We start from the raw sequence: 22,084 nt of genomic DNA, 5'->3' as shown, positions 1-22,084 counted from the left end.
GCGCACGGCGACCACGTCACCATCAAAAACTACAAGCGCAACGTCCTGCGCACCCCGTCAAACAACAAGCTGCGTCTTGATGATGAGAAAGGCAAAGAGCACATCAAGCTCAGCACCGAATACGGCGGCAAAAGCCAGCTCAATCTCGGGCACCTGGTAGACAGCGGGAAACAGCAGCGCGGCGAAGGGTTTGAGCTCCGGACCGATATGTTCGGGGCACTTCGCGCGGAAAAAGGCATTTTCATCAGCGCCGACGGCCAGGCAAAAGCGCAGGGAAAAGCGCTGGAGATGGCCCCTGCCGTTAGCATCCTGAAAAGTGCACAGGAACAGATGCAGTCCATTTCGACTGATGCACAAGCAGCCGCAGCTAATCCATCTGACCTGCAGGCTCAAATCAATCTGTTGCAACAAAACCTCACTGAACTAAAACAGGCAGTCCTGTTACTCAGTGCGCCAAAAGGCATCGCGCTGAGCAGCGGAGAGCATCTGCAAATGAGTGCCAGCGATAACCTGATTGCTACCGCAGGGAAAAACGCGGATATCAGCGTCGCGAAGAATTTCTTCATTGGTGTAGGTAATACCTTAAGTATCTTCGTCAGAAAACTGGGCATGAAACTTATCGCCAATCAGGGGCCGGTAACAGTTCAGGCACAAAATGACATAATGGAACTGCTGGCCCGTAAGGCGATCACCATCACCAGTACTGAAGATGAAATCAGGATCACGGCGAAGAAGAAGATCACGCTCAATTCGGGTGGAAGTTACATCACGCTGGATGCAAACAAAATTGAATCAGGCACGGCCGGGGACTATGTGACAAAGGCGGGGAATTACGGGCGTGTTGACAAGGCGAAATTGGAGACAGTAGTGCCGACATTAGCCGTTAAAGCTAAACCACCCGCTCAGAAGTATCCATTTTCTTAATTAAAGGATTAATCAATGATAATCAGCCCTCCTTTCCTGCGCGCACGGACTTCGTCACAAACCGATGAAGAATGGGTAAGCAGCATGATGCCGTTTGATTCGAAACGTGGTTACCCGGTCAGTACCAACCAGGCGTGGCATGGTGGTATCCACATCAAACACACAGATCACGCAGGTACGCCAGAGCAAGTGAGAGCTGTCGCCGATGGTACGGTTTTTTCTGTACGTCAACCGAGCCTTCAGAAACGTGACTTACTGCCGTTTAACTACAATGGCCCCACTGATTGCGGCTATGTAGTGCTCAGACATGAAACAGAAATTGGCAGCGATGAGGATGGCAAAGTTGTCTACTGGTCGCTGTATATGCACATGAAAAGCATCGGAAGCACTATTTCGCCAGGTTCAGCCGTCTACCGGAAAGATCCGTTAGGAACCGTCGGCATGGTGGATGGTCAGAACGCCATTCATTTTCAAATATTCTGTGATAACGCCAATATCAAAAAGCTTACAGGCCGTGAAACGCCGGAGCTTGATTTGAAAAATAATGGCAGGACAGATGCTGTTTACGGAGATATTCACTTTTATCTGCCAGCAGGCACCCCTGTCTATGACTCGGCGCCTAAAGACAACACGCCTGCATCCTTGATGGCAAAGGGTCCTGTGCCCCAAACAAAATCTGACCTATTTGTGACGATGCGTTTTCACCAAGGCAGTTGCACGATGACAACCCGACTGAAAAATGTCCTGGGTTCAGAATATCCCGAAGTTGGCGCACCTTTAACGGATGCGGATGGCGCAGATTATGAGTACAACCTTTACAGTAAAGCATTAACGTTATACCCGAACAGCCCAAGCGCCGGATATGAATTACTGAGGTTTGGCCGCGTTATTAATACAGATAATGAAACTTTGTCCCCTGCCGACGCCCCTTTGTGGCGAACAATTAATTACCCGGACGGCAAAGGCGTTGTTAATCTGGCCTCATCTTCAGTGAAAGTATTCAGTGATGCTGATTTCCCACACTGGATGGGATGGCAACTGGTTGATGATGATACGGATACGAATAGCCAGTGCAATTCACCCACAATTAATTTACGTTGCAGAACTGGAGAAGATTTAAGTGGGATGATTTGTCACTTCCCGCTTGAATGGGATAAAACAACAGTAGATAACCGCTTCCAGTGGCTGTCGCAAGAAAATGATTTTCTGCCAGAACCTATGGAGCTGTGTGATTTGGGGCCTCTGACCGACCATGCAAAGGCGCTTTGTTTAGCTGAAAACCCACTGCCATCAGGAAGAGTCTGGCATTTTGAACCAACGAGGTTTATAGGACATTTTAGGAAGTGTGGGTGGCTGAGTAAAAATGAAATGAAACAATTAATCCCTACTAAAGCAATCTCAAACGGTCAATGGCAAACTATTCCTGACAAATATGGTGATGGATCAGTACTAGCACACCACTATTCCAGAATAAATAAAGTATTACGAAAATATTTAATTAACACGCCATTCCGAATGGCATGTTTTTTTGGTAATGCTATACAAGAGACTGCTTGGTTAACTACTACGCATGAAGGTTATGTGTATACAGAAAGAAACCAACGAACACACGCTGTAATTAGACATTATAATATCTGGTATTATCCATGGTATGGACGTGGCTTTTTGCAATTAACTAGCCCAGGGAATTACTATAAATACTTTAAGTACCGTGGGTATAGATATGATGAGATCGTAAAAACACGTTTGGAAGATGAATATAATCGTTTGTATAGCCAACACTCCATTAGATATTTAGATAATCATCTTGAAGACAATAACAACCCTAATTTAGCGGCAAATGTTATTAGTTGGCGAAAAAACCTGGAAGATGGTGATTATGAACCGGCTGATAGTGCGGGTTTTTATTGGTCTAACACAGGAATGGCAAGATATGCAGATCAAACACATTTGCTTGAACGAAAAAAAGTCAGCGATGGTAAAATTTACTATAGGAGCTCAGCATTTTGGAATGCTAGCGCTGCTGTTAACTTACCAAGTAAAGTGAACAATCTATATGTTGATGCTTTAAACGGATTTACAGAAAGATGCAGCGTCTATGGAAGTGCACTTGCAACTCTAACTGAAGAAAAGTTCCCTGATGCGCATGGCGAGCTCACAGTAGATTTACCTGAAAACGGCAATTTAAGGAGGAGGTCATGAAAAAGCTATATTTTCTTTTTTTGTTCTGTTGTGCATCAGCTAATTCCACCATTACCCCTGAAATACTTTTACCAGCGGGTTCTAATCAAAAACAGTTTCAAATTAATACTATTGGAGAAAATTCCCCAATCCAATATATCCAACAAAATAGCTCCTGTAATGATGCTAAATATAAAAACTTCTATGTCCCCGCCGAAGGTACAAATAGTGTAGATGAGCTGTCGCCGGGAAAAATACCGTTTGCCCAATGGTTTTGTTTATATGCAACAGATATTTATGAAGACGGTTACGGCCCTGGATTGGCGGAAGGAGTATCCTATTCTAAAACTAAATCCCTATGGATTAAGAAAAAAAATAAAAAAACTGACATTTCTCCCGCATATTTAAATACACCATACAAGCCCATCGATCTTTATAATATATCATCACCTAATTCTAAGGGGTTTGCGATTATTAGCCGTAATATACTTATATCAGATAGAGAACTTTCTAAAAATAGTCCAGTAAAAAAAATCATTTACTTTTGCATGATTCGCGATACCGAGGCTTTATGTGGCGTTGGCAGTTTAGTGCATAACATAAATGGTCAGGAAATTGACTTTACACCTTATGCATTAAAGTCACTAGAAAGCATGGAGATAGGAATTCATTAATAACGTACCATCTCTAAGTCATACTTTTAAAACCTCATGAAATCAAAAAAATTTATCAATTTTGGCTTTAGTTTATTCAACCTTTCCCATGCTGAGAAAAATCGATTTTTGCGTAGCGCAGATGCGGGGGTTACACGCGACAGTTCAAATTCTGTAAGTATGGTAATAAACAGATGGGATCAGCAATCTTTTGATTGCGCAGATTTCAATCAACAAAAAATGCGTATTCTATTGTTGGGGATGAATAAGTGAAAACTATTATGATGTTTTTTTGTGTTTGTTTGCGAGTTTGTGTTATGGCGGGGAAAGTTATAAAACAACGTAGTTACGCTGAATTTTACCGGAATGAGTGCAGTAATTTCATGTAAATATAAAGACGATGCTGGATATCATGCTGAGCAGTGCTTTCAGGCAGAAATTAATTTATCGAGAAAGATAAATTTCATTTTCACTGGCAGAGGCGAACTGTCCTTATTTAAAGTTTACAAGAACGTATATCTTTCATTCAAGGTAAAATGATGTACATATCCTTAGGATATTTTTACGACCTATTAATCCGAACGCAAAAAATGGAAATTATAAAAGTAGTTATTAACGATATTTAAAAAAAACGTTCACTAGCAATACTTTAAATACCGTGGGTATAGATATGATGAGACCGTAAAAACACGTTTGGAAGATGAATATAATCGTTTGTATAGGAATAGTACATTAAGGTATTCAGATAATCATCTTAATGATACTAGCAATCCACAATTAGCCTTAGATGTTATTAATTGGCGAAATGATATAGAAACTGGTGATTATGAACCTGCCGATAGCGCTGGTTTTTATTGGTGCACGACACAAATGGCAAGGTACGCTGACCCAGAACATGTTCTTGAAAGACAAGTGTCAGCAAATCACATTTACTATCGAAGTATTTCATTTTGGCAAGCCAGTGCAACTATTAATCTACCAGGAGCAAGAGAAAGGTCTGATTTTTCAGGTTTGAATGGTTTTATTGAGAGATGCTGCGTTTACGGGAGTGCCATTGCAGTTCTGCAAGAAATGAATTTCCCAGATTCTCAAGGAAACGTTACTTTTGAAAAACCCGAAGAAAATAACACAAGGAGAATATAATGAATAAAGAATTTATCATTTCAACATTGTTAATAGTTTGCTTTTCAGTAAAAGCAGAGATAGTGCCTAAACCACAAGAGGTTATAGACTCAAAAAATCTTACAATCACAGAGATGAGCATTAATGACTCTTCTCCCATAGATTATAATACTGTTCAAACAAGTGGCTGTGATATTGTGACATACACTTCTTTTTCACCAAAAGGTATAACTACCTCCCCAGCACAAAGTATTCCAGCCAGCCAGTGGTTGTGCATGTTTGATACTGATACATATAAAAATGGATATGATACAGGTAGCTACCCAGAAAAAATATCATTCAACAAAAAAACAAAACTCTGGGAAGTCAGGCAAACAGGTATTAGTTTTAAAGGATCTTCCACATACGTCAAGTTGAAGCTTTATAATATACAATCACCAAATTCTTCTGGATTTGCAGTTGTTGATGAAAATATAAATAAACATGATCAAGTTTTATATAGAGACAAAGATTTAAAAAAATTGATACATTTTTGTATGATTCATGACATATATGCTTTGTGTGGGACAGGTAATCTAACAACGAGAATAAATAATAAAGATGTCGACCTTACCTCTAACGCTTTAAAATCCTTGGAAACTATTCGATTAAAAAACCAAATCCATTAAATACAATTTAACAGTCATATATACCCACCTTTTACATAGGTAATGTTGTATGAATTTTTTTGAAGAGATAAGAAAAACATCACTGTTAACGATTGCGAGTTTGCTGGTCACCCATAATGCATTTTCATTTGAGCTTACGGTGAGCATTACAGATGGTGGTGTAGTGACCATTAATAGTCATAATAAAATAATCAATATCAAAACCAACACTTTCATTACGGGTTATTCCGTTAACTGCTCAGCAAGCAAGTTTATTGCATGGGGGCACCCTAAAATACTGAATAAGAACAATCCACAAGATAGCACATTAATCCTTTTCGATATAAAAAACAATCAAACCATCGGCAAGAAAAGTTTAAGTAAAGGGATATTTGGTATCGAATTCTTGGCAAGCTCAAACAACGTATATATCGACTCTGATCCCGGAAGTATTGTTAATACAAATACCGGTGATATAGTAACTACCGAGCCTGATTATTACTTACAAAATAATGAGTTATTCGAAAAATGCACTAAAGATGAATCGTGGGAATTTAATCGCTATCCTCAAGAATAAATTAACCAACCTTTAGTACATCAATAATAATTTCAAATAGGAGGCCAAAAAACGTACCATTACCATGGCATAAAATTTTTTAGGATTATTTAATCCACTTCAGAATACTGAAGGTTATGGCGTTATCGGGTTTGCAAATCAAGCTGTATACAGAGTACAAAACGTCCACCCGGACAAAACTAAAGAAGTGTATTTTCATGCTAATAAAATATTCTTCCTCTCGGAAATAATAAGTTCTAAATTGGTTTTGGGTAAAGTAAGCATTGCCAACTTGAATACCGTTACTCTAAAGAATAATGAGTTCTTAAAGTGTTCCGGCAGATTTTAACCCTCTGACTTTCATGGGGTAAATCAACAGCGCCAGAAAAAACAAATCTATATTTGATACTTTGAGCATCCTATGCCAGTAAATTTAAATACCATTCCCGGCCCGTCGTTACGCCCTGCCCCTCCTAAACCATTACGCTGGCTTGGTGCGCTGGCAGGCTTTATTGCGTCGGGAATATTACTTATGCGATTTTTGGGAAAACTGGTGGGCGAAACCTCCTTTTGGTGGTTTGCCATTGGGGTCCCCGTCCTGTTTTGGCTTGTACTCATGGGGTTACGCATGACGGTGTACATGATGCAGCAAATCCATGCCAACGCCTGGGACAAAAGGCGCGAACAGGTCATTTTACAAGAGGTCCGCCGCGGGCGACGCGCGTTACAAATCCTGGCGGCCGAACACCGGACAGCACACGCAGCAGAGTCTCAGTCCACGGATACGACTGACGCATTGTTACGTAACGAAAACATCCTGTTTTCTCAAACGTCATGGGAGGCTCAGAGCAGTGTCCGGCACAGCCGGTTACCAGATTCTGAAGGCGAATTACCTCAAACACAGATTTCCAACGCTTTCACTGCATTACTGAAAACCCTGGCAGAGCCTTTATCCCATTTGCCCGAAGATAACCCGGTTGCTGTATTGCTGGAATCATCGTCCTCATTACCGGATACAAAGGTTCGGGACCTTTGGCGACAAGCCTGGCTTGAGAATGAGCTTGCCCTGCCTATGGAATTTATTCCGGGGCAAGGGTTGATAGCCATAGACCACTGGCTTGATTACCGCATCAAGGACAAAGCCGTATTGTTAGTCATTGCCCTGCAAATCGCCCCTGCACAACCAGAAAACACCGCTGAAGCCATTGCAGGGCTGCTGTTAGGTAACCGCCTGACTCAAAATACACTGCCGCCGATAGCCTTGCTGCACCGGCCAGAGCTTTCACAACCCGAGCCCGTTGCCTTGCAGGAAAAAATTGAGCAAGCCATTGACTGGGTTCCATTGCGGTCGACCGCTCTGCAGCATCTCTGGTTAGCCGGGATATCCGGAACCAGTAAAGGGCATGAATGTGCCATCGTTGCCCTGCAAAACCCACCTCTGGCTGCTGTCGATGCTGCCACAGGTGTACACGATTTTAATCAATTCATGGGAGACCCCGGCCTTGCAGCCCCCTGGCTGGCCTTTGCCGCCGCTGCACAGGCCATCAGCCGGTCCCCTGCTCCACATATGATCATCAGTGGCGAACCAGACAGTAACGCTGTCTGGAGTACCGTCGTCTCCCCCCTCGCTTCTCACAAGGAGAATACAGCGTGAAGCGCATTGCCTTACCCGTTAAAAAGCCAGAGGTCTGGTTCTGGATAATTACCCTGCTGTTGTTACTGGCCGGGGTCGTTCTGTGCTGGCTGGTCTGGCAACACCCCGAACAGGTGGGTTTAATCCGGGAAACACCAGAGCGCGACCGCTGGCTGACCGGGCTGGTGGTGGGTACCAGCGTCGTCACTCTCTGCGCCCTGCTCTCCTTTGCTGGCCTGCGGTTGTCCGGCAAGAAAGGGTTTGACGAGACGCGTCAGCACGCCGAAGGCGATGACGCACCTGCTCCGGTAAAAATGGAAAAAGCCGAAGATAAATCGCAGACGGAAGTGAGGCTGCTCAAAACCCGCCTCCGCCGCCGTTACGGCCTGTTCTGGCGCTACAAAGTTCGTCTGCTGATGGTCGTCGGTGAAACACAAGAGATTGCCGCGCTGGCTCCGCGTCTGGCGGAACAGGGCTGGCTGGAAGGTCAGCGTACCGTGCTGTTGCACGGCGGCAGTTTGCACCAACCGGCAGATGCAACCCGTCTGGCTGAGCTGCGTAAGCTGCGCCGCAGTCGCCCGCTGGACGGCGTGGTCTGGGCACTGACGCAGTCACAAAGCCGGGGGGCACAGTGGATGGATGACGGCCTGCGCTCGCTGGAAAAATCCGGTGAGGCGTTACGTTATCAGCCGCCAGTGTATCTGTGGCAGGTCTGCGACAGCCGCTGGGGGCAGGACGGCCGCGTCACGCAGCCGGTCGGTGCCATATTGGCCGCAAGCGCCAGTCCGGATACCCTCGAACGCCAGCTGCTATCCCTGCTGCCTGCCCTGCGCGAACAGGGGATGCAGCAGGTGTTCGCCGAACAGCGACACGATTTTTTGCTGCGACTGGCGCACTCACTGGAAACGACTGAAGCCATGCGCTGGCGTCAGGTATTAACACCCTGGTTTGCCGATTATGCCGCACGTATTCCGCTGCGCGGGCTGATGTTCAGCCTGCCGGAGACTTCCGCGACGGCGGAGGGTGTGCATGAAAAAACCTGGACGGCACCGGCCAGCTGGCAGGGCGTACTGGATGACTGTCTGGCTGCGCGCGGCCGCCGCGTGGGTCTGCCGTGGGAGCAAGGTGTGTGTTACAGCCTGCTGGCCCTGATTGTGCTGTGGGGCGTGGGCAGCGTGGTGTCCTTTGCGGTCAACCGTCACCAGATGGTGAGCGCGGCTGAGCAGGCGCAATTGCTTTCAAAGCCAGAACCCGCCTCGGATGAACAGCTGATTGCCCTGCAGGCGCTGCGTAATAATATCGGCCGTCTGCAAACGCGAATTGCCCGCGGTGCGCCGTGGTATCAGCGTTTCGGGTTAGACCACAACCGGGAACTGCTGACCACGCTGATGCCGTGGTACGGCAACGCAAGTAACCGTTTGATCCGTGATGCGGCCGTGCAGAGTTTGCAGCAAAAAATCAGCACACTGGCGAACCTGCCGGCCAACAGCCCGCAGCGCGCCGTGCTGGCAAAACCGGGCTATGACCAGCTCAAGGCCTATCTGATGATGGCACGCCCGGAAAAAGCTGACGCTGCCTTTTACGCACAGGTGATGAAAACCGCCGAACCGCAGCGCGCGGGCGTGTCTCCCGGCCTGTGGCAAAGTCTGGCGCCAGACCTGTGGCAGTTTTATGCCACCAACCTCCCGGCTCAGCCCGCGTGGAAAATCACGCCGGATACGTCGCTGGTCTCGCAGAGCAGGCAGGTATTGCTGGGTGAAATCGGCCAGCGCAATGCGGAAAGCACGTTGTATGAAAACATGCTGCTGTCGGTACGTCGCAACTATGCCGATATGACGCTGGTGGACATGACCGGGGATACCGATGCACAGCGTCTGTTCCACACCGACGAAGTAGTGCCGGGGATGTTCACCCGTAAGGCCTGGGATGAGCAAATCCAGCGCGCCATCGACAAAGCCGTCACCTCCCGCCGTGAGGAAATTGACTGGGTACTGAGCGACAGCCGCCGGGCAATCTCTGATGATATCTCGCCGGAGGCACTGAAAAAACGCCTGACCGAGCGTTACTTCACCGACTTCGCCGGCAGCTGGCTGAACTTCCTCAACAGCCTGCGCTGGAATGAGGCGAAAAATCTCTCCGACGTAATCGACCAACTGACGCTGATGAGTGACGTGCGCCAGTCACCGTTAATCGCGCTGATGAACACGCTGGCATGGCAGGGGCAGGCCGGACAATATGATGAAGCGTTATCCGACTCGCTGGTGAAATCCGCCAAAGCGCTGATGAACAAGGACGCACAGCCGGCCATCGACCAGCACGCCAGCGGACCAGTCGGGCCACTCGATGAAACTTTCGGACCTCTGCTGGCGCTGATGGGCAAAGGCGGTGCGCAGAACATGATGTCGTCAGACAGCTCGCTCAGCCTGCAAACGCTGCTCACCCGCGTGACCCGCGTGCGCCTGAAACTTCAGCAGGTGGCTAACGCCAATGACCCGCAGGAAATGACGCAGGTGCTGGCGCAGACCGTGTTCCAGGGCAAAAGCGTTGACCTGACCGATACCCAGGAATACGGCAGCCTAATTGCCGCCAGCCTCGGTGAAGAGTGGAGTGGTTTCGGACAGACGATGTTTGTGCAGCCGCTGACGCAGGCGTGGGAAACGGTGTTACAACCGTCCTCTGCCAGCCTCAACGACCAGTGGAAAAACGCCATTGTCGCCAACTGGAAATCCGCCTTTGATGGCCGTTATCCGTTTGCGATTAGCAAGAGCGACGCTTCCCTGCCAATGCTGGCGGAATTTATCCGTAAGGACAGCGGGCGTATCGACAGCTTCCTGACCCGCGAACTGAACGGCGTGCTGCATAAGGAAGGCACGCGCTGGGTGCCAGACAAAGTGAACGGCCAGGGGCTGACCTTCAACCCGGCCTTCCTGGATGCTATCAATCAGCTGAGCCAGATATCTGACATCTTGTTTACCGACGGGAGCCAGGGAATGCGCTTCGAACTGCTGGCCCGGCCGGTGCCGGACGTGGTGGAAACCAATCTGTCGATTGACGGACAAAAACTGCATTACTTCAACCAGATGGAAAGCTGGCAGAGTTTCCGCTGGCCGGGCGAGACGTATAAACCGGGCACAATGCTGACCTGGACGTCCACCAATGCGGGTGCCCGCCTGTACGGCGATTATCAGGGCACCTGGGGGCTTATCCGCTGGCTGGAACAGGCGAAGCAACAAAAACTCGATGAGGGTCGTTATCAGCTGACCTTCACCACGCCAGACAAACAACCGCTGCAATGGATATTGCGTACTGAGCTCGGCAAAGGCCCGCTTGGCCTTCTGCAACTGCGCAACTTCACGCTGCCGGCGCAAATTTTCCTGATTCAGGATGCGCCGGTACCGGCTGAAAAACCTTTTGACCCCGATGCAATCGCCGAGGAGCCGTAATGGCCACATTAACAACCCTGCTTACCGCCTGTACGACTGAGCCTGACGCACTTTTAGAGCAGGCGCAGCAGCTGGCCTTACTCTGGGATAACTGGCTGCAACCGGTATCAGCAGACACGCCGGCCGGGACAGACCCCGGCTACGACGATGACTTCCAGCAGATGCGCGAAGAGGTCAACAAGCTTTCCGGCGCGGATACAGCACTGACCTGCGAACTGGCAGAAAAGCTGCTGACCGCGCACTGTAAGGACGTGCGCGTTGCCACGTACTACGTCTGGGCGCGTCTGCACCGCGACGGCGAGGCGGGACTTGCCGACGGCCTGTCCCTGCTTGCAGGGCTCATTACCCGCTTTGGTGAAACCTTGCATCCGCAGCGTGCCACCAGCCGCAAGGCCGCGCTGGAATGGCTCTCCGGTTCACGCGTACTGGACAGCCTGTCGCTGTACCCGGAAGTTGATACGGCGGATTTTTCCCGGATTGCCGGGGCACTGGCGTTAATCGAACAAGGGTTAAGCGCCTGGGATGCGGCGTCCCGTCCGGGCCTCGGCGCCCTTTACGCTGCGCTGGAAAACCGCCTCGCACAGTCTGGCGGTATGGGCGCTGTCGTGCCGCAAAACAGCAGCACGTCTTCCCCCTCCTCCGCGTCAGAAAGCACCAGCACATCGCCGACATTGCGCCCGGTGCAGTCAGGCCGCGACCTGCTTGATCAGGCGAAAACACTGGCAAAGTACCTCCGCGACCAGCCGTCGGGCTGGCTCTCAGGCCACCATCTCATTAAAAGCATCCGCTGGGACACAGTGCATGAATTGCCACCGCTCGATGCCACCGGACGCACCCGTCTGCTGCCCCCGCGTCCCGAATATCGGGCCCAGCTTAAGCGTCTTTATCTGCAGCAAAGCTGGACCGAACTGCTTGAACAGGCGGAATCGATGTTCTCCGAGGGTGTAAACCACTTCTGGCTGGACGTGCAGTGGTATTTGCATCAGGCGCTGACGAAGGCCGGTGCGCCATTTGACGGCTGGGCCAAATGCATCACGCAGGATTTAAGCCTGCTGCTTTCGCGCCTGCCGGGGCTGGAAACCCTCTCCTGGAGCGACGGCACACCCTTTGCCGATGAAGTCACCTTGGGCTGGATCAACCAGCAGGTGCTGGAATCCTCTTCCGGCTGGGGCAGTGAACCGTCTGCCGCCGTCGCCTCCGGCGAGGACGATATCCTGCAACTTGAAGCCGAAGCGCTGACACTGGCCGACAGCGACGGTATCGAAAATGCGCTGAACTGGTTGCAGTCGCGACCGGGTATTACCACCGCCCGCCATCAGTGGTTGCTGCGTCTGGTGATGGCACGTGTCGCCGAGCAATACGGCAAAAATGACATGGCACTTTACCTGCTCGGAGATCTCGATGCGGGCTGCACAACGCTGACGCTGCAACAATGGGAGCCGGGGCTGGTATTTGAAGTGAAGGCGCGCCGCCTGAAGTTGCTGCGCATGAAAACCCAGCGCGGCGACGGTGATAAACTCCGCCTGCTGGCCGACATGGACACCCTGCTCAGCGGGCTGATAGCCCTCGACCCTGCCCGCGCCGCCGTGCTGTGCGGCTAAAACACGTAAAGGAATATTTTCATGGCAAAAGGCTACTATCTGGTCATTCAGGATAAAACCACCTGCGGCGGTGTTATCACCGAAGGCGATCCCACGCATACATTGTTCGGTAAAGCGATTGCCCGCGAACAAGATCACGTCACCTGTGGCAAGCATCCGGGCATGTTCATCATCGTTGGCCACATTCCGGGGGATTCCGTGATGGGCCGAATGTTCGCCGGTACCCTGCACAGTAAAAGCAGCTGCCCGTGCCAGGCGCGATTTATTCCGTCGATGGTGAATGATACGTATGATTTAACGCCAAATAGTGGTGCTACAAAGGCCAACAAAACAGGCGTTGAATCGAAATATGAGCAGCAGACTCAAAATACAAACTCGCAAAAATCAGAAGAAAAAGTGCAAAGCAAAAATAAACAACCACCTCTTATTACTCCCGTGCTGATTTTCAAAACGAAGAGAAAAATGGATGACTATGACGCACAGGATATGCACCATGGAGATCTCACTGAGGATGTATTGAAAAATAAATTTGATCTTCGAGACGTTTCTGCGCGAGTTGACCCTTATACCGGAACTAAACTTGATCCATCCCCTTATAGTTACTATCTTCCTCAAAAGGAAGTCCAATTGGATAAGGGAAATTCTGCGAGGATCTTGTTTGATGAATTTCGCGATTTATCAGATTCCTTTTCCTTCTATGGTGAATATAAAGGAGTTATGCGACGGATGATCACCCATATGCAGGGGAACACAGGCACACCTTTTAATGACCCATTATTGGATCAGGCGTTAAAAGAACAAATTCTGAATGACACCTCATCAGGCAGTTCTCTGATACAAATTAAACAAGCTCTTGCGGATAACATAGATGCTGATGAAGAGATCTATCCACTAGCCAGAAAGGGAAAGTTAACCGAATCCGTCTCCTTGCATTCAAAGCTACCAAAATTTGACGACCTAATCGATAGAATTAATGGACTTGTGATAACTGTTCATGACACATGGTCAACGGAAATAACTCTAGAGTCTCTGGATATACATGGAAGTAGTTACTCTGCACAAATAAAATACAAAGTGCAGGATCACTTCGGGCTTGATGATTATGATATTTCCAATCGAGTGTTTCATCAGTTTAGAATATTCCGCATTTGGTATACACTGCAGCGATGGGAAAATTATGGTTTTCGCCCGTTCATAACCGAAATGAATACTACGATAACGATAACGGGTGAAGTTAGATGATAATAAAAAGAGCTATTAAAATAATAATAATTGCAGCTATATCTATTTGTGTTTTTTTTGTTTCAAAACCGACATCTATTGTGGATGCCCATCGTATGAAGAGCGGCTTTAGCGCCCTGCTTATAAAAAACCCACCATTCACTGATAAAGGGAAAATATCATGGTGGTTAAAAAACAAAGAACAGATACGAACCCGGTTCAACATTCCAGAACCAGACGGCGAAGGCACTTATACTGTCGTGATTCTTAATATAGATACTGGGTATAAGATTGATCGTGGAATAGATGAAGACTCTGATTTACTATGTTTTGATGATATTGGAACAAATCAAAATTGCATAAATAAAGATTGGGTGATGGATGTGACACTATTGAGAAATGGAGAAATACGTTACAGGTTTGATAAAAAATCATTTTTACAACTACCAAATGGAACTATATCTCAAGAAATCAGATAAAAATTCATATTATTACGACTTAGAATAATTCGTTACCCCACGTTATAAATAATTAATATTCACTTATTTGAGACGGTGCAAGTCAATATCCCATGGATATATTAATTATGTATGATTTCAAACATAGGTTTTGGGCATTAATCGGAGTCTTGTTTTATCTAGCTTTATCATTAGCTATATCCTTTGCTGGCATAGATTCGTTCAGACACTATATCACCCACCCTAAATCCGTCATTTTTTCTACATGGACCGTCTTTGCAATATTGTTCCCGACATTTTCAATACCTTTCTTGATTCTTATTTTTCCTGTAATATTTCATGGGAGAATTATTTCTATCAACGTAGGGGAGATCTTAATGAGAATATCATTCTCTTTCTTAATGTTTACTATTCTTCTTATGATAGGGTTTTCTTCTTTATATACAAGTTCATTAATGAACAAGGGTTACGTGCAGTGCAGTAGTGTCGCAATTGGTTGGACGCCAGGCATGGCATCGAAATACGTACTCGATATCGCAGATTGTAGAAACTCCAGATGACGCAGTCATTAAGAAAAATGATACCTTGCCCGCCTAATCCCAGTTTTAATATTTTTGGTAAAAAATTTTTACAATCCGTTGGGGAGGAATTACCCTTGCATCAATTGTATATCTTCTTAGTCTGATATACGTTTCACTATCAAGCTTTTATGAAAATCAAAACATGTAATTTTCTAGGGCTATTCCTTTAAACTATTATTTATTGGCAATAGACACCCTTGTAAAAATTACCGATAACATTTTTACAGAAGCGAATGCGGGGCATCTTATAAGCACCTCGTTATTTTTAATTTTTTAAAAAAAGTACGACAGCAAACTAGGAGGCTCGGGGACTACTGGCTTAGATTAACTTTGTAAGCTTAGGATTACACTATGACATACAATACAAAGCAGCGTTTGATTTCCTTTTTAGGTTTTTTATTTTTCACCTTAATCTCTGTGGCTGTTTTTTATGCCGGCATCTATTTATTATATTCATATCATACCCACCAGAGTGTTGTAGTTTTATCATATTGGTCTGTATTTGCGATTTTATTTCCTCTTTTTTTTATGCCTTATGCACTGATGTTAATACCTGTTTTTATGCATAAAAAAAAGCATTTCAGAAAAATTAGGAAAGATATTGATTAAGATATCCGGTTTCTTTCTTATTGTAGCTGTAATAGGAATGATTGCATTTTCTATTGGTTATAAAAAATCACTTGAAGAAGGAGGTTACATTCAGTGCTATGGCAATCCATCAGGGTGGACACCCGGCATGGCCACAAGATATGCATTAATACCGGAGCTGTGTGACACAAAAAACAGGTAAGTCAGCATATACCCACCACGTTTAATTTATTCCTCAAGATCTCATGGATGTCTATGGACGACTTAACCTTACGTTATTTTGACGCCGAAATGCGTTACCTGCGCGAGGCGGGCGAAGAGTTTGCCCGCGCGCACCCGGACCGGGCTGCCGGACTGAATCTGGACAAGGCCGGTGCCCGCGATCCGTACGTGGAGCGCCTGTTTGAGGGCTTCGCCTTCCTGATGGGGCGTCTGCGCGAAAAGCTCGATGACGATTTACCCGAGCTGACCGAAGGGCTGGTCAGCCTGCTGTGGCCGCACTATCTGCGCACCATCCCTTCCCTTTCTATTGTGGAGTTCACCCCGCAGTGGCAGGGCATGAAGGAACGCATGGCTGTCAGTAAAGGCTTTGAAGTTCTTTCCCGGCCGATGGGTGAACGCGCAACGCGTTGCCGCTACACCACCACGCAGGATATTGAACTGCTTCCGCTGTCGCTGACCCGCGCCGGTCTCGATACGGAGCCGGATGGCCGGTCAGTTCTCCGCCTGCGGTTTAATTGCGGTGAACTGGCTGACTGGAGCAAAATCAACCTGAGCCATCTGCCGCTCTATTTTGATGCCGATGCACCGCTGGCCTGCGCGTTACATGAAGCACTGACCCTCAACGTTGCGCAGCTCTGGATACGTCTGCCGGGACAAGCTGACCGTCAGTCGCTGGACTGTTACTTTGCCCCGCAAGGATTCAGTGAAAAAGATACCCTGTGGCCCAAGGGTGACAGCGCATTCAGCGGTTATCAGCTGTTGCTGGAGTATTTCACCTTCCGCGAAAAGTTTATGTTTGCCGGTCTTAAAGGGCTGGATACCGTAAATCTGCCCGCGGAGCTTGCCTGGTTTGAGATTGACGTGGTGCTGGAAAAACGCTGGGAGCACGATTTTTCGTTCTCTGAAAAACATTTGCGGCTGCACTGCGTGCCGGTCATCAACCTGTTCCCGCTCGAATCAGACCCGCTGTCTCTCTCGTCCTTGCAGACTGAGTACATGCTGCGCCCGATGCGCGTTCAGGATGGCCACACCGAAATCTATTCGGTCGACTCGGTGATTTCCTCCAAGCATTCAGGTCATCAGGTTTATGTGCCGTTCACCAGTTTCCGCCACAAGGGCGGCATGCTGCGCCACGACGCGCCGGAGTATTACTACCACACACGCGTCAAGCGCGGTCCTTCCGGCCTCCACGACACCTGGCTGGTGCTGGGCGGTGAGGCGTTTGATAACCACACCGTGCCGGAAAACGAGAATCTGTCCCTGAGCCTCACCGGCACCAACGGCCAGTTGCCGCGCAAATCGCTGCAAAGCACCGTGCTGGATACGGCGGTGAAATCCACCGGTGCTAACGTGCGGGTGCGCAACCTGTCCGCGCCGACCATGCCGTGTTATCCGCCTAACCGTGACCGTTTTCACTGGCGGGTGCTGAGCCACCTGGGCAGCAGCTTCCTGTGGATGATGGACAATGCTGAAGTGCTGCGTGGCACGCTCGCCCTCTACGACTGGACCGAAAGCGAGATGAACCGCCGCCGTCTGGAGGCTATTGTTGACGTCAGGCACAGCGAGATTGAGCGTTTCGAGCGTGGCTATCTGCTGCGCGGGGTGCATATCGAAATTACCCTCGACAGCAACGGTTTTGCCGGCAGCGGCGACATCTGCCTGTTTGGTGAAATGCTCAGCCGTTTCTTTGCGCTGTACACCGACATTCATCTGTTTAATCGCCTGACACTGATACTGCAACCGACCGGAGAACGCTTGGAATGGGAAGAGAACCACAAAACCCGCACCCGCACTTCCGGTTGAATGACCGGGTTGAACGGGACATCGGGCGGATTAACTTTTACCGCTTTTGCCAGTTGCTGGAGCACTCCGGTAACCCGCCGCTCGGCAGCACCGCCAACCCGGCGGATGACCCGGTGCGATTTCGCCCTCATCCGGGGATGGGGTTTCCGGTCAGCGAGCTGAAAGCGCTCGAGCGGGATGCCGAAAATCCGGACGCACCGCCGACCGTACGTACCACCTTTATGGGGCTTTACGGCGTAGACTCGCCGCTGCCGACGTCCTACATCGACGACATCACCCAGCAGCGCGATGGCCATGAGGCGCTGGAGGGGTTTCTCGATATCTTTAACCACCGCATCATGACGCAGTTTTACCGCATCTGGCGCAAATACTCTTACCCGGCGACGTTCGAGGCGGGCGGCGCAGACAACACGTCGCAAAGCCTGCTGGGCCTGATTGGCATGGGTATCCCCGGTACGCAGCGCCACCTTGCAACACCGACATCGCGTTTTCTGGCGTTGCTGGGCGTCATGCGCCAGCCGGGAAGAACGGCGGAAGGCGTGCAGGCACTGGTCCAGCTGCTGGCTCCTCGCACGCGTGCAGACGTGACGCCACACTGCCTGCGCAGCGTGCGCATCACTACTCCGATGTCGTTTGCGGACGAAGGTGCCCGCTGGCTGGACGGCGATACCCTGATGGGCGATGAAGGTACCGACGCCAACAGCCAGCTGTTGATTTCCCTGCACACCGCGGACAGCGATGAGGCCGCAGACTGGCTGCCGGATGGCGCGCTTTACGCAGATTTTCAGGTGCTACTGCGGGTTTATCTGGGCTGGCGTTACGGCGCACGCCTCGAGCTGACCGTCCCGACCCGCCTGCTGCCCGCGCCCGTTCTGGGAGACAATCCGTTCAGGCTCGGGCTGACCGGTGTCCTGGGTCTGGACGATGAGACTTCTGACGATATTCCCGAATACTTTACCGTGGAGCTGGGCCACTACCGTGGCATGCTCCCTCACACGCCTCAGGAAGGAATACGACGTGTTATTCAATACCGCATGGAAAAATAAATTCTGTCTGCCCGCTGTCGTCCTGCTGCTGAGCGGCTGCGGACTGACGCAGGCCGTGACAGACAGCACCGTCTCTGCAACAAAATCCATTTTTTATAAGCAGATAAAAGTGCTGCAGCTGGATTTCACCGCCCGTGAAGCACTGAATACCGACGCCAGCGAGGCCAATTCAGCGTCGCAACCGGTGCTGGTTCGCGTCTATCAGTTGCGTGATGACAAACTGTTCCAGAAAACGGTCTATCAGCAACTGGCAGGCGACGGCGATGATGCGCTGAAAGACGATCTGCTGGCCAGCCGCAACGTGGTGGTCAAACCCGGCATGGCTGCGTCGCTGGATATGCCAATGGAAAAAGACGCCAAATTCGTGGCAGTCGTCGGTCTCTTCCGGAACCCGGATCTTGCAAAGGATCAGTGGCGACTTGTTCTGTCCCGCGAAGAACTGGATCCGGATAAAGCGCGAACCATCGAACTCGGGAATAACAACCTCACGCTGATTGCGGTGAAAGACTGATGCCAGACCATCGCGCCCCTTCTCTTTATGAGCAATTGCTCGGCAATTTTGCCGGCGGCATTGAACTTCATCAGGTCAGCGAAGCCAATCAGGTCATTCTGTCCGTGCTCGACAACATGCAGCGGGTCCTTAACTGCCGCGCAGGAACGATTTCGCATCTGCCAGATTACGGCCTGCCGGACATGAGCAAAATCTTGCAGGGGATGCCCGGCACCGCGCACTCCCTGCTGACCACGCTCTCCGCCACGCTGCTGAAATACGAGCCGCGGATCCGAAAGCTGAACGTGATTTTACTGCCGCAATCCACACCGGGACATCTTGAATACGCCATCGACGCTGAGCTGAAAGAGCTTGGTCTGGTGCGGTTCGGGACGGAATTTATGCCGGAAGGCCGGGTGCTGATGCGCCATATGAAACAGCAGAATTATGTTTGATGGTCAGATTCAATCCTGAGTGTCACCTGCCATCGTCAATGACAGAGGAAGTATGTCAGCTAAAGAACGTTTTTTGAAAAAGCTACAGGACAAACAGCCGGGTCGCACCGTGTTTGAAAATAAAGGTCAGGCTGATATCGCTGAGTTTCAGCAACAGATGAGTCAGCTTCAGGAGAACGTGGCAACATGGCTGGCCGGTACCGGCATCCAGACGGAAAGCACCTCCGTTTCCTTGGTTGAATTTCTGATAGGCGGAAAGGCATTCAACATTCCCGGCATCCACCTGCGTTATGAAAACAGGATGGTGAAATTCACGCCTGCCTTTTTATACGGTCAGGGCGTGACCGGCTGCGTGGAAGTCAGCCTCTGCGCTGAGGGCGCTCCTGTCCCTCTTTGCCGTTTATTCATGCGTTCCGCAGAGCACACTCACTGGACATGGCGTCCGGCAGGCTGGTCCACGCAGCCCGGCGAAACGTTCAGCGAAGAGATCTTTTTCAACATGATTGAAGGTTTATTGTCCTGACCTTTAACCGTGCCGCCAGAATTCTTTAATGCACTGGCCTTCGGGAATACCTGAAGGCCTTGTGCTGATCCGCTATGTGAAAGAGCAGAATTACGTCAGTTAAGGAAAACAACCATGTCTATTGAACGCCAGCTGCGCACCGGGGGCGACCCGCGTGCGCTGGCTGATTATGCCGTTTTACGCGAAGAACTGAGTAAGCTGACACACCCGGCGCGTCCGGATGTGAACTGGAAAAAAGTGGAACAGCTGTGTCTGAGCCTGTTCCAGCAAAATGGCATCGAGCTGCAAACTGCATCGTGGTACACGCAGGCACGGGCGCAACTCGTCGGGTTGTCCGGGCTGAATGAAGGGCTGGCGATACTCGACGCGCTGATCTCCCGCCAGTGGCCGGGGCTATGGCCGCAGCCAGTTCATGCACGGATGGAAATTCTGACCGGGCTGAGCCAGCGCTTGCAGCAATCCCTTCGGGGAATGACGCTGGAATACCGCGATCTGCCGCAAATTTATGAGGCGGAAAAACTCATCAATGCGCTTTGCGACGTGTTGCAACGCCTTGAACTCAAACACGCAAGCCAGCTTAGCGTGCTGAGCACCTATATGCAGGGTGCCGCGATGCGCCTCGAAAACATGCACGCCACGACAGACTCTGCCGTTGTGCTGCCCGCTTCCGCCGAAAAAGTTGAAACAACATGGGAGACCCGGGCCAGAGAACCCTGGGTTTATGTCGCTCAGGCAGAACCGGTGCCGCCGCAGGTGGTGATTGCGCCCGCTCAGTCAGCGAGGCGTCCGTTACAGTGGAAAGGATTTGTGGCGGGGATTGTGGTCACCGTACTGGTCGGCAGCGGCGTGGTGGCAGGCGTGAACGCGTTTAATCATCCGCCTGCCAGCGAGCGGCTGATAGCGTCACTGACTAACACGCCTAAACCTCTGAGCGCTACTGAGCTGCAAGCCCTGAAAAATCGCGAGGCAGAATCACTTAACCGCGAGGCGCCAGAGATCATTGCCACCACCCGCCAGCAAACCCGCCATCTGGCCGCACTTTCGCCGCGCTGGGCGCAGGACACCGGTTCGCAGCTGATACAGCAGACCCGTTTCCTCTGGCCTGACAATCCCGAGACGAAAAAGCTGACGCAGGAATGGAACGAGCAGCTGACCGCCAATGCTATACCGCTGGAAAACCTCAACGGCTGGTATTCGGCCAACGCGCAGTTGCAGCAACTGGCAGATAAGCTTAACGGGCTGGATGAACAGCGCGGCAAATATATGACCGTCTCGCAGCTCAAATCGTCGGTTTTTGCCATTCAGCAGGCGCTGAACACAGCCACGCCGGTCGAAGAATCGCTGCGTAAATTAGCCGAAGCGAAGCAGCAGAAAAATGCCGTATCTCCTCAGCTGCTGATGCAACTGGATAATCAGTTCACGCAGTTGCTGAACCGGTATGCGCTGCTGGAACCCACCGCTGCGGTGCCTGAAACACAACAACGATGATTTATACGCCGTCGGCCAACCCCGCTGCGCTGACGGCGTTTACTTCGTGATACGCAAATGTAAACAAATACTACAACCATTACCTGTTTTGGCGTCTTTTCAACCAAAACCGATGACATAAATTTACATTGCATTAAAATCAGAATGCGCTGATGCCGCTGGCAATTTAACTTTTTAGTTACCAATATGGCACACAACAAGTCATTACTGGACGCAGGGTAATTACATTCAGAAAACATCAAAACTCTTTGATCCAGATCAATGCAACATCATGCCCGCGCACTTTTTAGGGTTACTCTTCCCTCAGGCCTTTCGGGCTGCAAATAGTTTTCCTCCCCGCTCTCATTCCCCTGCCGCGAAAGTGTTTCAGCCGGTAATTTCCCCACGAAACCGTCCCTGTTAATACCTTTAACCCCTGTGGTTAAATCGGCTCCTCGCGAAAACCCAGC

Annotated in this window: 16 protein-coding genes and 2 pseudogenes; all 18 read left to right on the top strand. The window is 49.6% G+C overall.

The window, feature by feature from the left end:
• The coding region (locus tag KWG64_RS19690; protein ID WP_218522897.1) for a type VI secretion system tip protein VgrG at positions 1-924 on the top strand (924 nt) is incomplete at its 5' end.
• A 15-nt stretch (positions 925-939) separates the two neighbouring features.
• The gene (locus KWG64_RS19685; protein WP_218522896.1) at positions 940-3,126 is read left to right on the top strand and encodes a M23 family metallopeptidase; all 2,187 of its coding nucleotides are present in this window, start codon (positions 940-942) and stop codon (positions 3,124-3,126) included.
• The gene (locus KWG64_RS19680) at positions 3,123-3,779 is read left to right on the top strand and encodes a hypothetical protein (protein WP_255562244.1); all 657 of its coding nucleotides are present in this window, start codon (positions 3,123-3,125) and stop codon (positions 3,777-3,779) included. Before KWG64_RS19685 ends, KWG64_RS19680 begins: the two co-directional genes overlap by 4 nt.
• 324 nt (positions 3,780-4,103) lie before the next feature.
• Positions 4,104-4,298 (top strand): annotated as a pseudogene (locus KWG64_RS25755) (hypothetical protein); the annotation flags it as partial.
• Between the two features lie 102 nt (positions 4,299-4,400).
• Positions 4,401-4,901: pseudogene (locus KWG64_RS19675) on the top strand (M23 family peptidase); the annotation flags it as partial.
• Positions 4,901-5,548 carry a hypothetical protein gene (locus tag KWG64_RS19670; RefSeq protein ID WP_255562243.1) on the top strand — a complete coding sequence of 216 codons (648 nt, stop codon included), beginning with the start codon at positions 4,901-4,903 and terminating at the stop codon, positions 5,546-5,548. The pseudogene KWG64_RS19675 and the gene KWG64_RS19670, both read left to right, overlap by 1 nt.
• Positions 5,549-5,597: 49 nt before the next feature.
• On the top strand, positions 5,598-6,104 hold the full coding sequence (locus KWG64_RS19665; RefSeq protein ID WP_218522895.1) for a hypothetical protein: 507 nt from the start codon (positions 5,598-5,600) through the stop codon (positions 6,102-6,104).
• A gap of 400 nt (positions 6,105-6,504) precedes the next feature.
• Positions 6,505-7,737 (top strand): hypothetical protein, encoded by a 1,233-nt coding sequence (locus KWG64_RS19660; protein ID WP_218522894.1) that lies wholly within the window; start codon positions 6,505-6,507, stop codon positions 7,735-7,737.
• A complete protein-coding gene (locus tag KWG64_RS19655) occupies positions 7,734-11,159 on the top strand; it encodes an ImcF-related family protein (RefSeq protein WP_218522893.1) in 3,426 nt (1,141 codons plus the stop codon). The genes KWG64_RS19660 and KWG64_RS19655 overlap by 4 nt, the downstream gene beginning before the upstream one ends.
• The gene (gene tssA / locus KWG64_RS19650; RefSeq protein WP_218522892.1) at positions 11,159-12,760 is read left to right on the top strand and encodes a type VI secretion system protein TssA; all 1,602 of its coding nucleotides are present in this window, start codon (positions 11,159-11,161) and stop codon (positions 12,758-12,760) included. Before KWG64_RS19655 ends, tssA begins: the two co-directional genes overlap by 1 nt.
• Before the next feature lie 21 nt (positions 12,761-12,781).
• Positions 12,782-14,002 (top strand): PAAR domain-containing protein, encoded by a 1,221-nt coding sequence (locus KWG64_RS19645; protein WP_218522891.1) that lies wholly within the window; start codon positions 12,782-12,784, stop codon positions 14,000-14,002.
• The gene (locus KWG64_RS19640) at positions 13,999-14,460 is read left to right on the top strand and encodes a DUF943 family protein (RefSeq protein ID WP_218522890.1); all 462 of its coding nucleotides are present in this window, start codon (positions 13,999-14,001) and stop codon (positions 14,458-14,460) included. The genes KWG64_RS19645 and KWG64_RS19640 overlap by 4 nt, the downstream gene beginning before the upstream one ends.
• Before the next feature lie 1,403 nt (positions 14,461-15,863).
• Positions 15,864-17,633, top strand: a complete 1,770-nt coding sequence (gene tssF, locus KWG64_RS19635; RefSeq protein ID WP_218522889.1) for a type VI secretion system baseplate subunit TssF — start codon at positions 15,864-15,866, stop codon at positions 17,631-17,633.
• Complete coding sequence (tssG, locus tag KWG64_RS19630) at positions 17,591-18,679, top strand: type VI secretion system baseplate subunit TssG (RefSeq protein ID WP_218522888.1); 1,089 nt, start codon at positions 17,591-17,593, stop codon at positions 18,677-18,679. Before tssF ends, tssG begins: the two co-directional genes overlap by 43 nt.
• The gene (tssJ, locus tag KWG64_RS19625; protein WP_255562242.1) at positions 18,651-19,190 is read left to right on the top strand and encodes a type VI secretion system lipoprotein TssJ; all 540 of its coding nucleotides are present in this window, start codon (positions 18,651-18,653) and stop codon (positions 19,188-19,190) included. The genes tssG and tssJ overlap by 29 nt, the downstream gene beginning before the upstream one ends.
• Positions 19,190-19,624 carry a type VI secretion system baseplate subunit TssE gene (gene tssE / locus KWG64_RS19620; protein WP_218522886.1) on the top strand — a complete coding sequence of 145 codons (435 nt, stop codon included), beginning with the start codon at positions 19,190-19,192 and terminating at the stop codon, positions 19,622-19,624. Before tssJ ends, tssE begins: the two co-directional genes overlap by 1 nt.
• Positions 19,625-19,676: 52 nt before the next feature.
• Positions 19,677-20,147 (top strand): hypothetical protein, encoded by a 471-nt coding sequence (locus KWG64_RS19615; protein WP_218522885.1) that lies wholly within the window; start codon positions 19,677-19,679, stop codon positions 20,145-20,147.
• A 114-nt stretch (positions 20,148-20,261) separates the two neighbouring features.
• Entirely contained in the window at positions 20,262-21,635 is a 1,374-nt protein-coding gene (locus tag KWG64_RS19610) for a VasL domain-containing protein (RefSeq protein ID WP_218522884.1), read from the top strand.
• Positions 21,636-22,084: the final 449 nt, after the last annotated feature.

It is taken from the genome of Rahnella sp. PD12R (assembly GCF_019200965.1).
GTDB lineage: Bacteria > Pseudomonadota > Gammaproteobacteria > Enterobacterales > Enterobacteriaceae > Rahnella > Rahnella laticis.
Note: the sequence above shows the minus strand (reverse complement) of the source record. Positions and strands in the feature narration are given on the sequence as shown.

What these genes read in the sequence shown, in the direction of transcription:
- KWG64_RS19685 (WP_218522896.1), top strand. Translation starts at nt 940, where the DNA reads ATGATAATCAGCCCTCCTTTCCTGCGCGCACGGACTTCGTCACAAACC.
- KWG64_RS19680 (WP_255562244.1), top strand. Translation starts at nt 3,123, where the DNA reads ATGAAAAAGCTATATTTTCTTTTTTTGTTCTGTTGTGCATCAGCTAAT.
- KWG64_RS19670 (WP_255562243.1), top strand. Translation starts at nt 4,901, where the DNA reads ATGAATAAAGAATTTATCATTTCAACATTGTTAATAGTTTGCTTTTCA.
- KWG64_RS19665 (WP_218522895.1), top strand. Translation starts at nt 5,598, where the DNA reads ATGAATTTTTTTGAAGAGATAAGAAAAACATCACTGTTAACGATTGCG.
- KWG64_RS19660 (WP_218522894.1), top strand. Translation starts at nt 6,505, where the DNA reads ATGCCAGTAAATTTAAATACCATTCCCGGCCCGTCGTTACGCCCTGCC.
- tssA (WP_218522892.1), top strand. Translation starts at nt 11,159, where the DNA reads ATGGCCACATTAACAACCCTGCTTACCGCCTGTACGACTGAGCCTGAC.
- KWG64_RS19645 (WP_218522891.1), top strand. Translation starts at nt 12,782, where the DNA reads ATGGCAAAAGGCTACTATCTGGTCATTCAGGATAAAACCACCTGCGGC.
- KWG64_RS19640 (WP_218522890.1), top strand. Translation starts at nt 13,999, where the DNA reads ATGATAATAAAAAGAGCTATTAAAATAATAATAATTGCAGCTATATCT.
- tssF (WP_218522889.1), top strand. Translation starts at nt 15,864, where the DNA reads ATGGACGACTTAACCTTACGTTATTTTGACGCCGAAATGCGTTACCTG.
- tssG (WP_218522888.1), top strand. Translation starts at nt 17,591, where the DNA reads ATGGGAAGAGAACCACAAAACCCGCACCCGCACTTCCGGTTGAATGAC.
- tssE (WP_218522886.1), top strand. Translation starts at nt 19,190, where the DNA reads ATGCCAGACCATCGCGCCCCTTCTCTTTATGAGCAATTGCTCGGCAAT.
- KWG64_RS19615 (WP_218522885.1), top strand. Translation starts at nt 19,677, where the DNA reads ATGTCAGCTAAAGAACGTTTTTTGAAAAAGCTACAGGACAAACAGCCG.
- KWG64_RS19610 (WP_218522884.1), top strand. Translation starts at nt 20,262, where the DNA reads ATGTCTATTGAACGCCAGCTGCGCACCGGGGGCGACCCGCGTGCGCTG.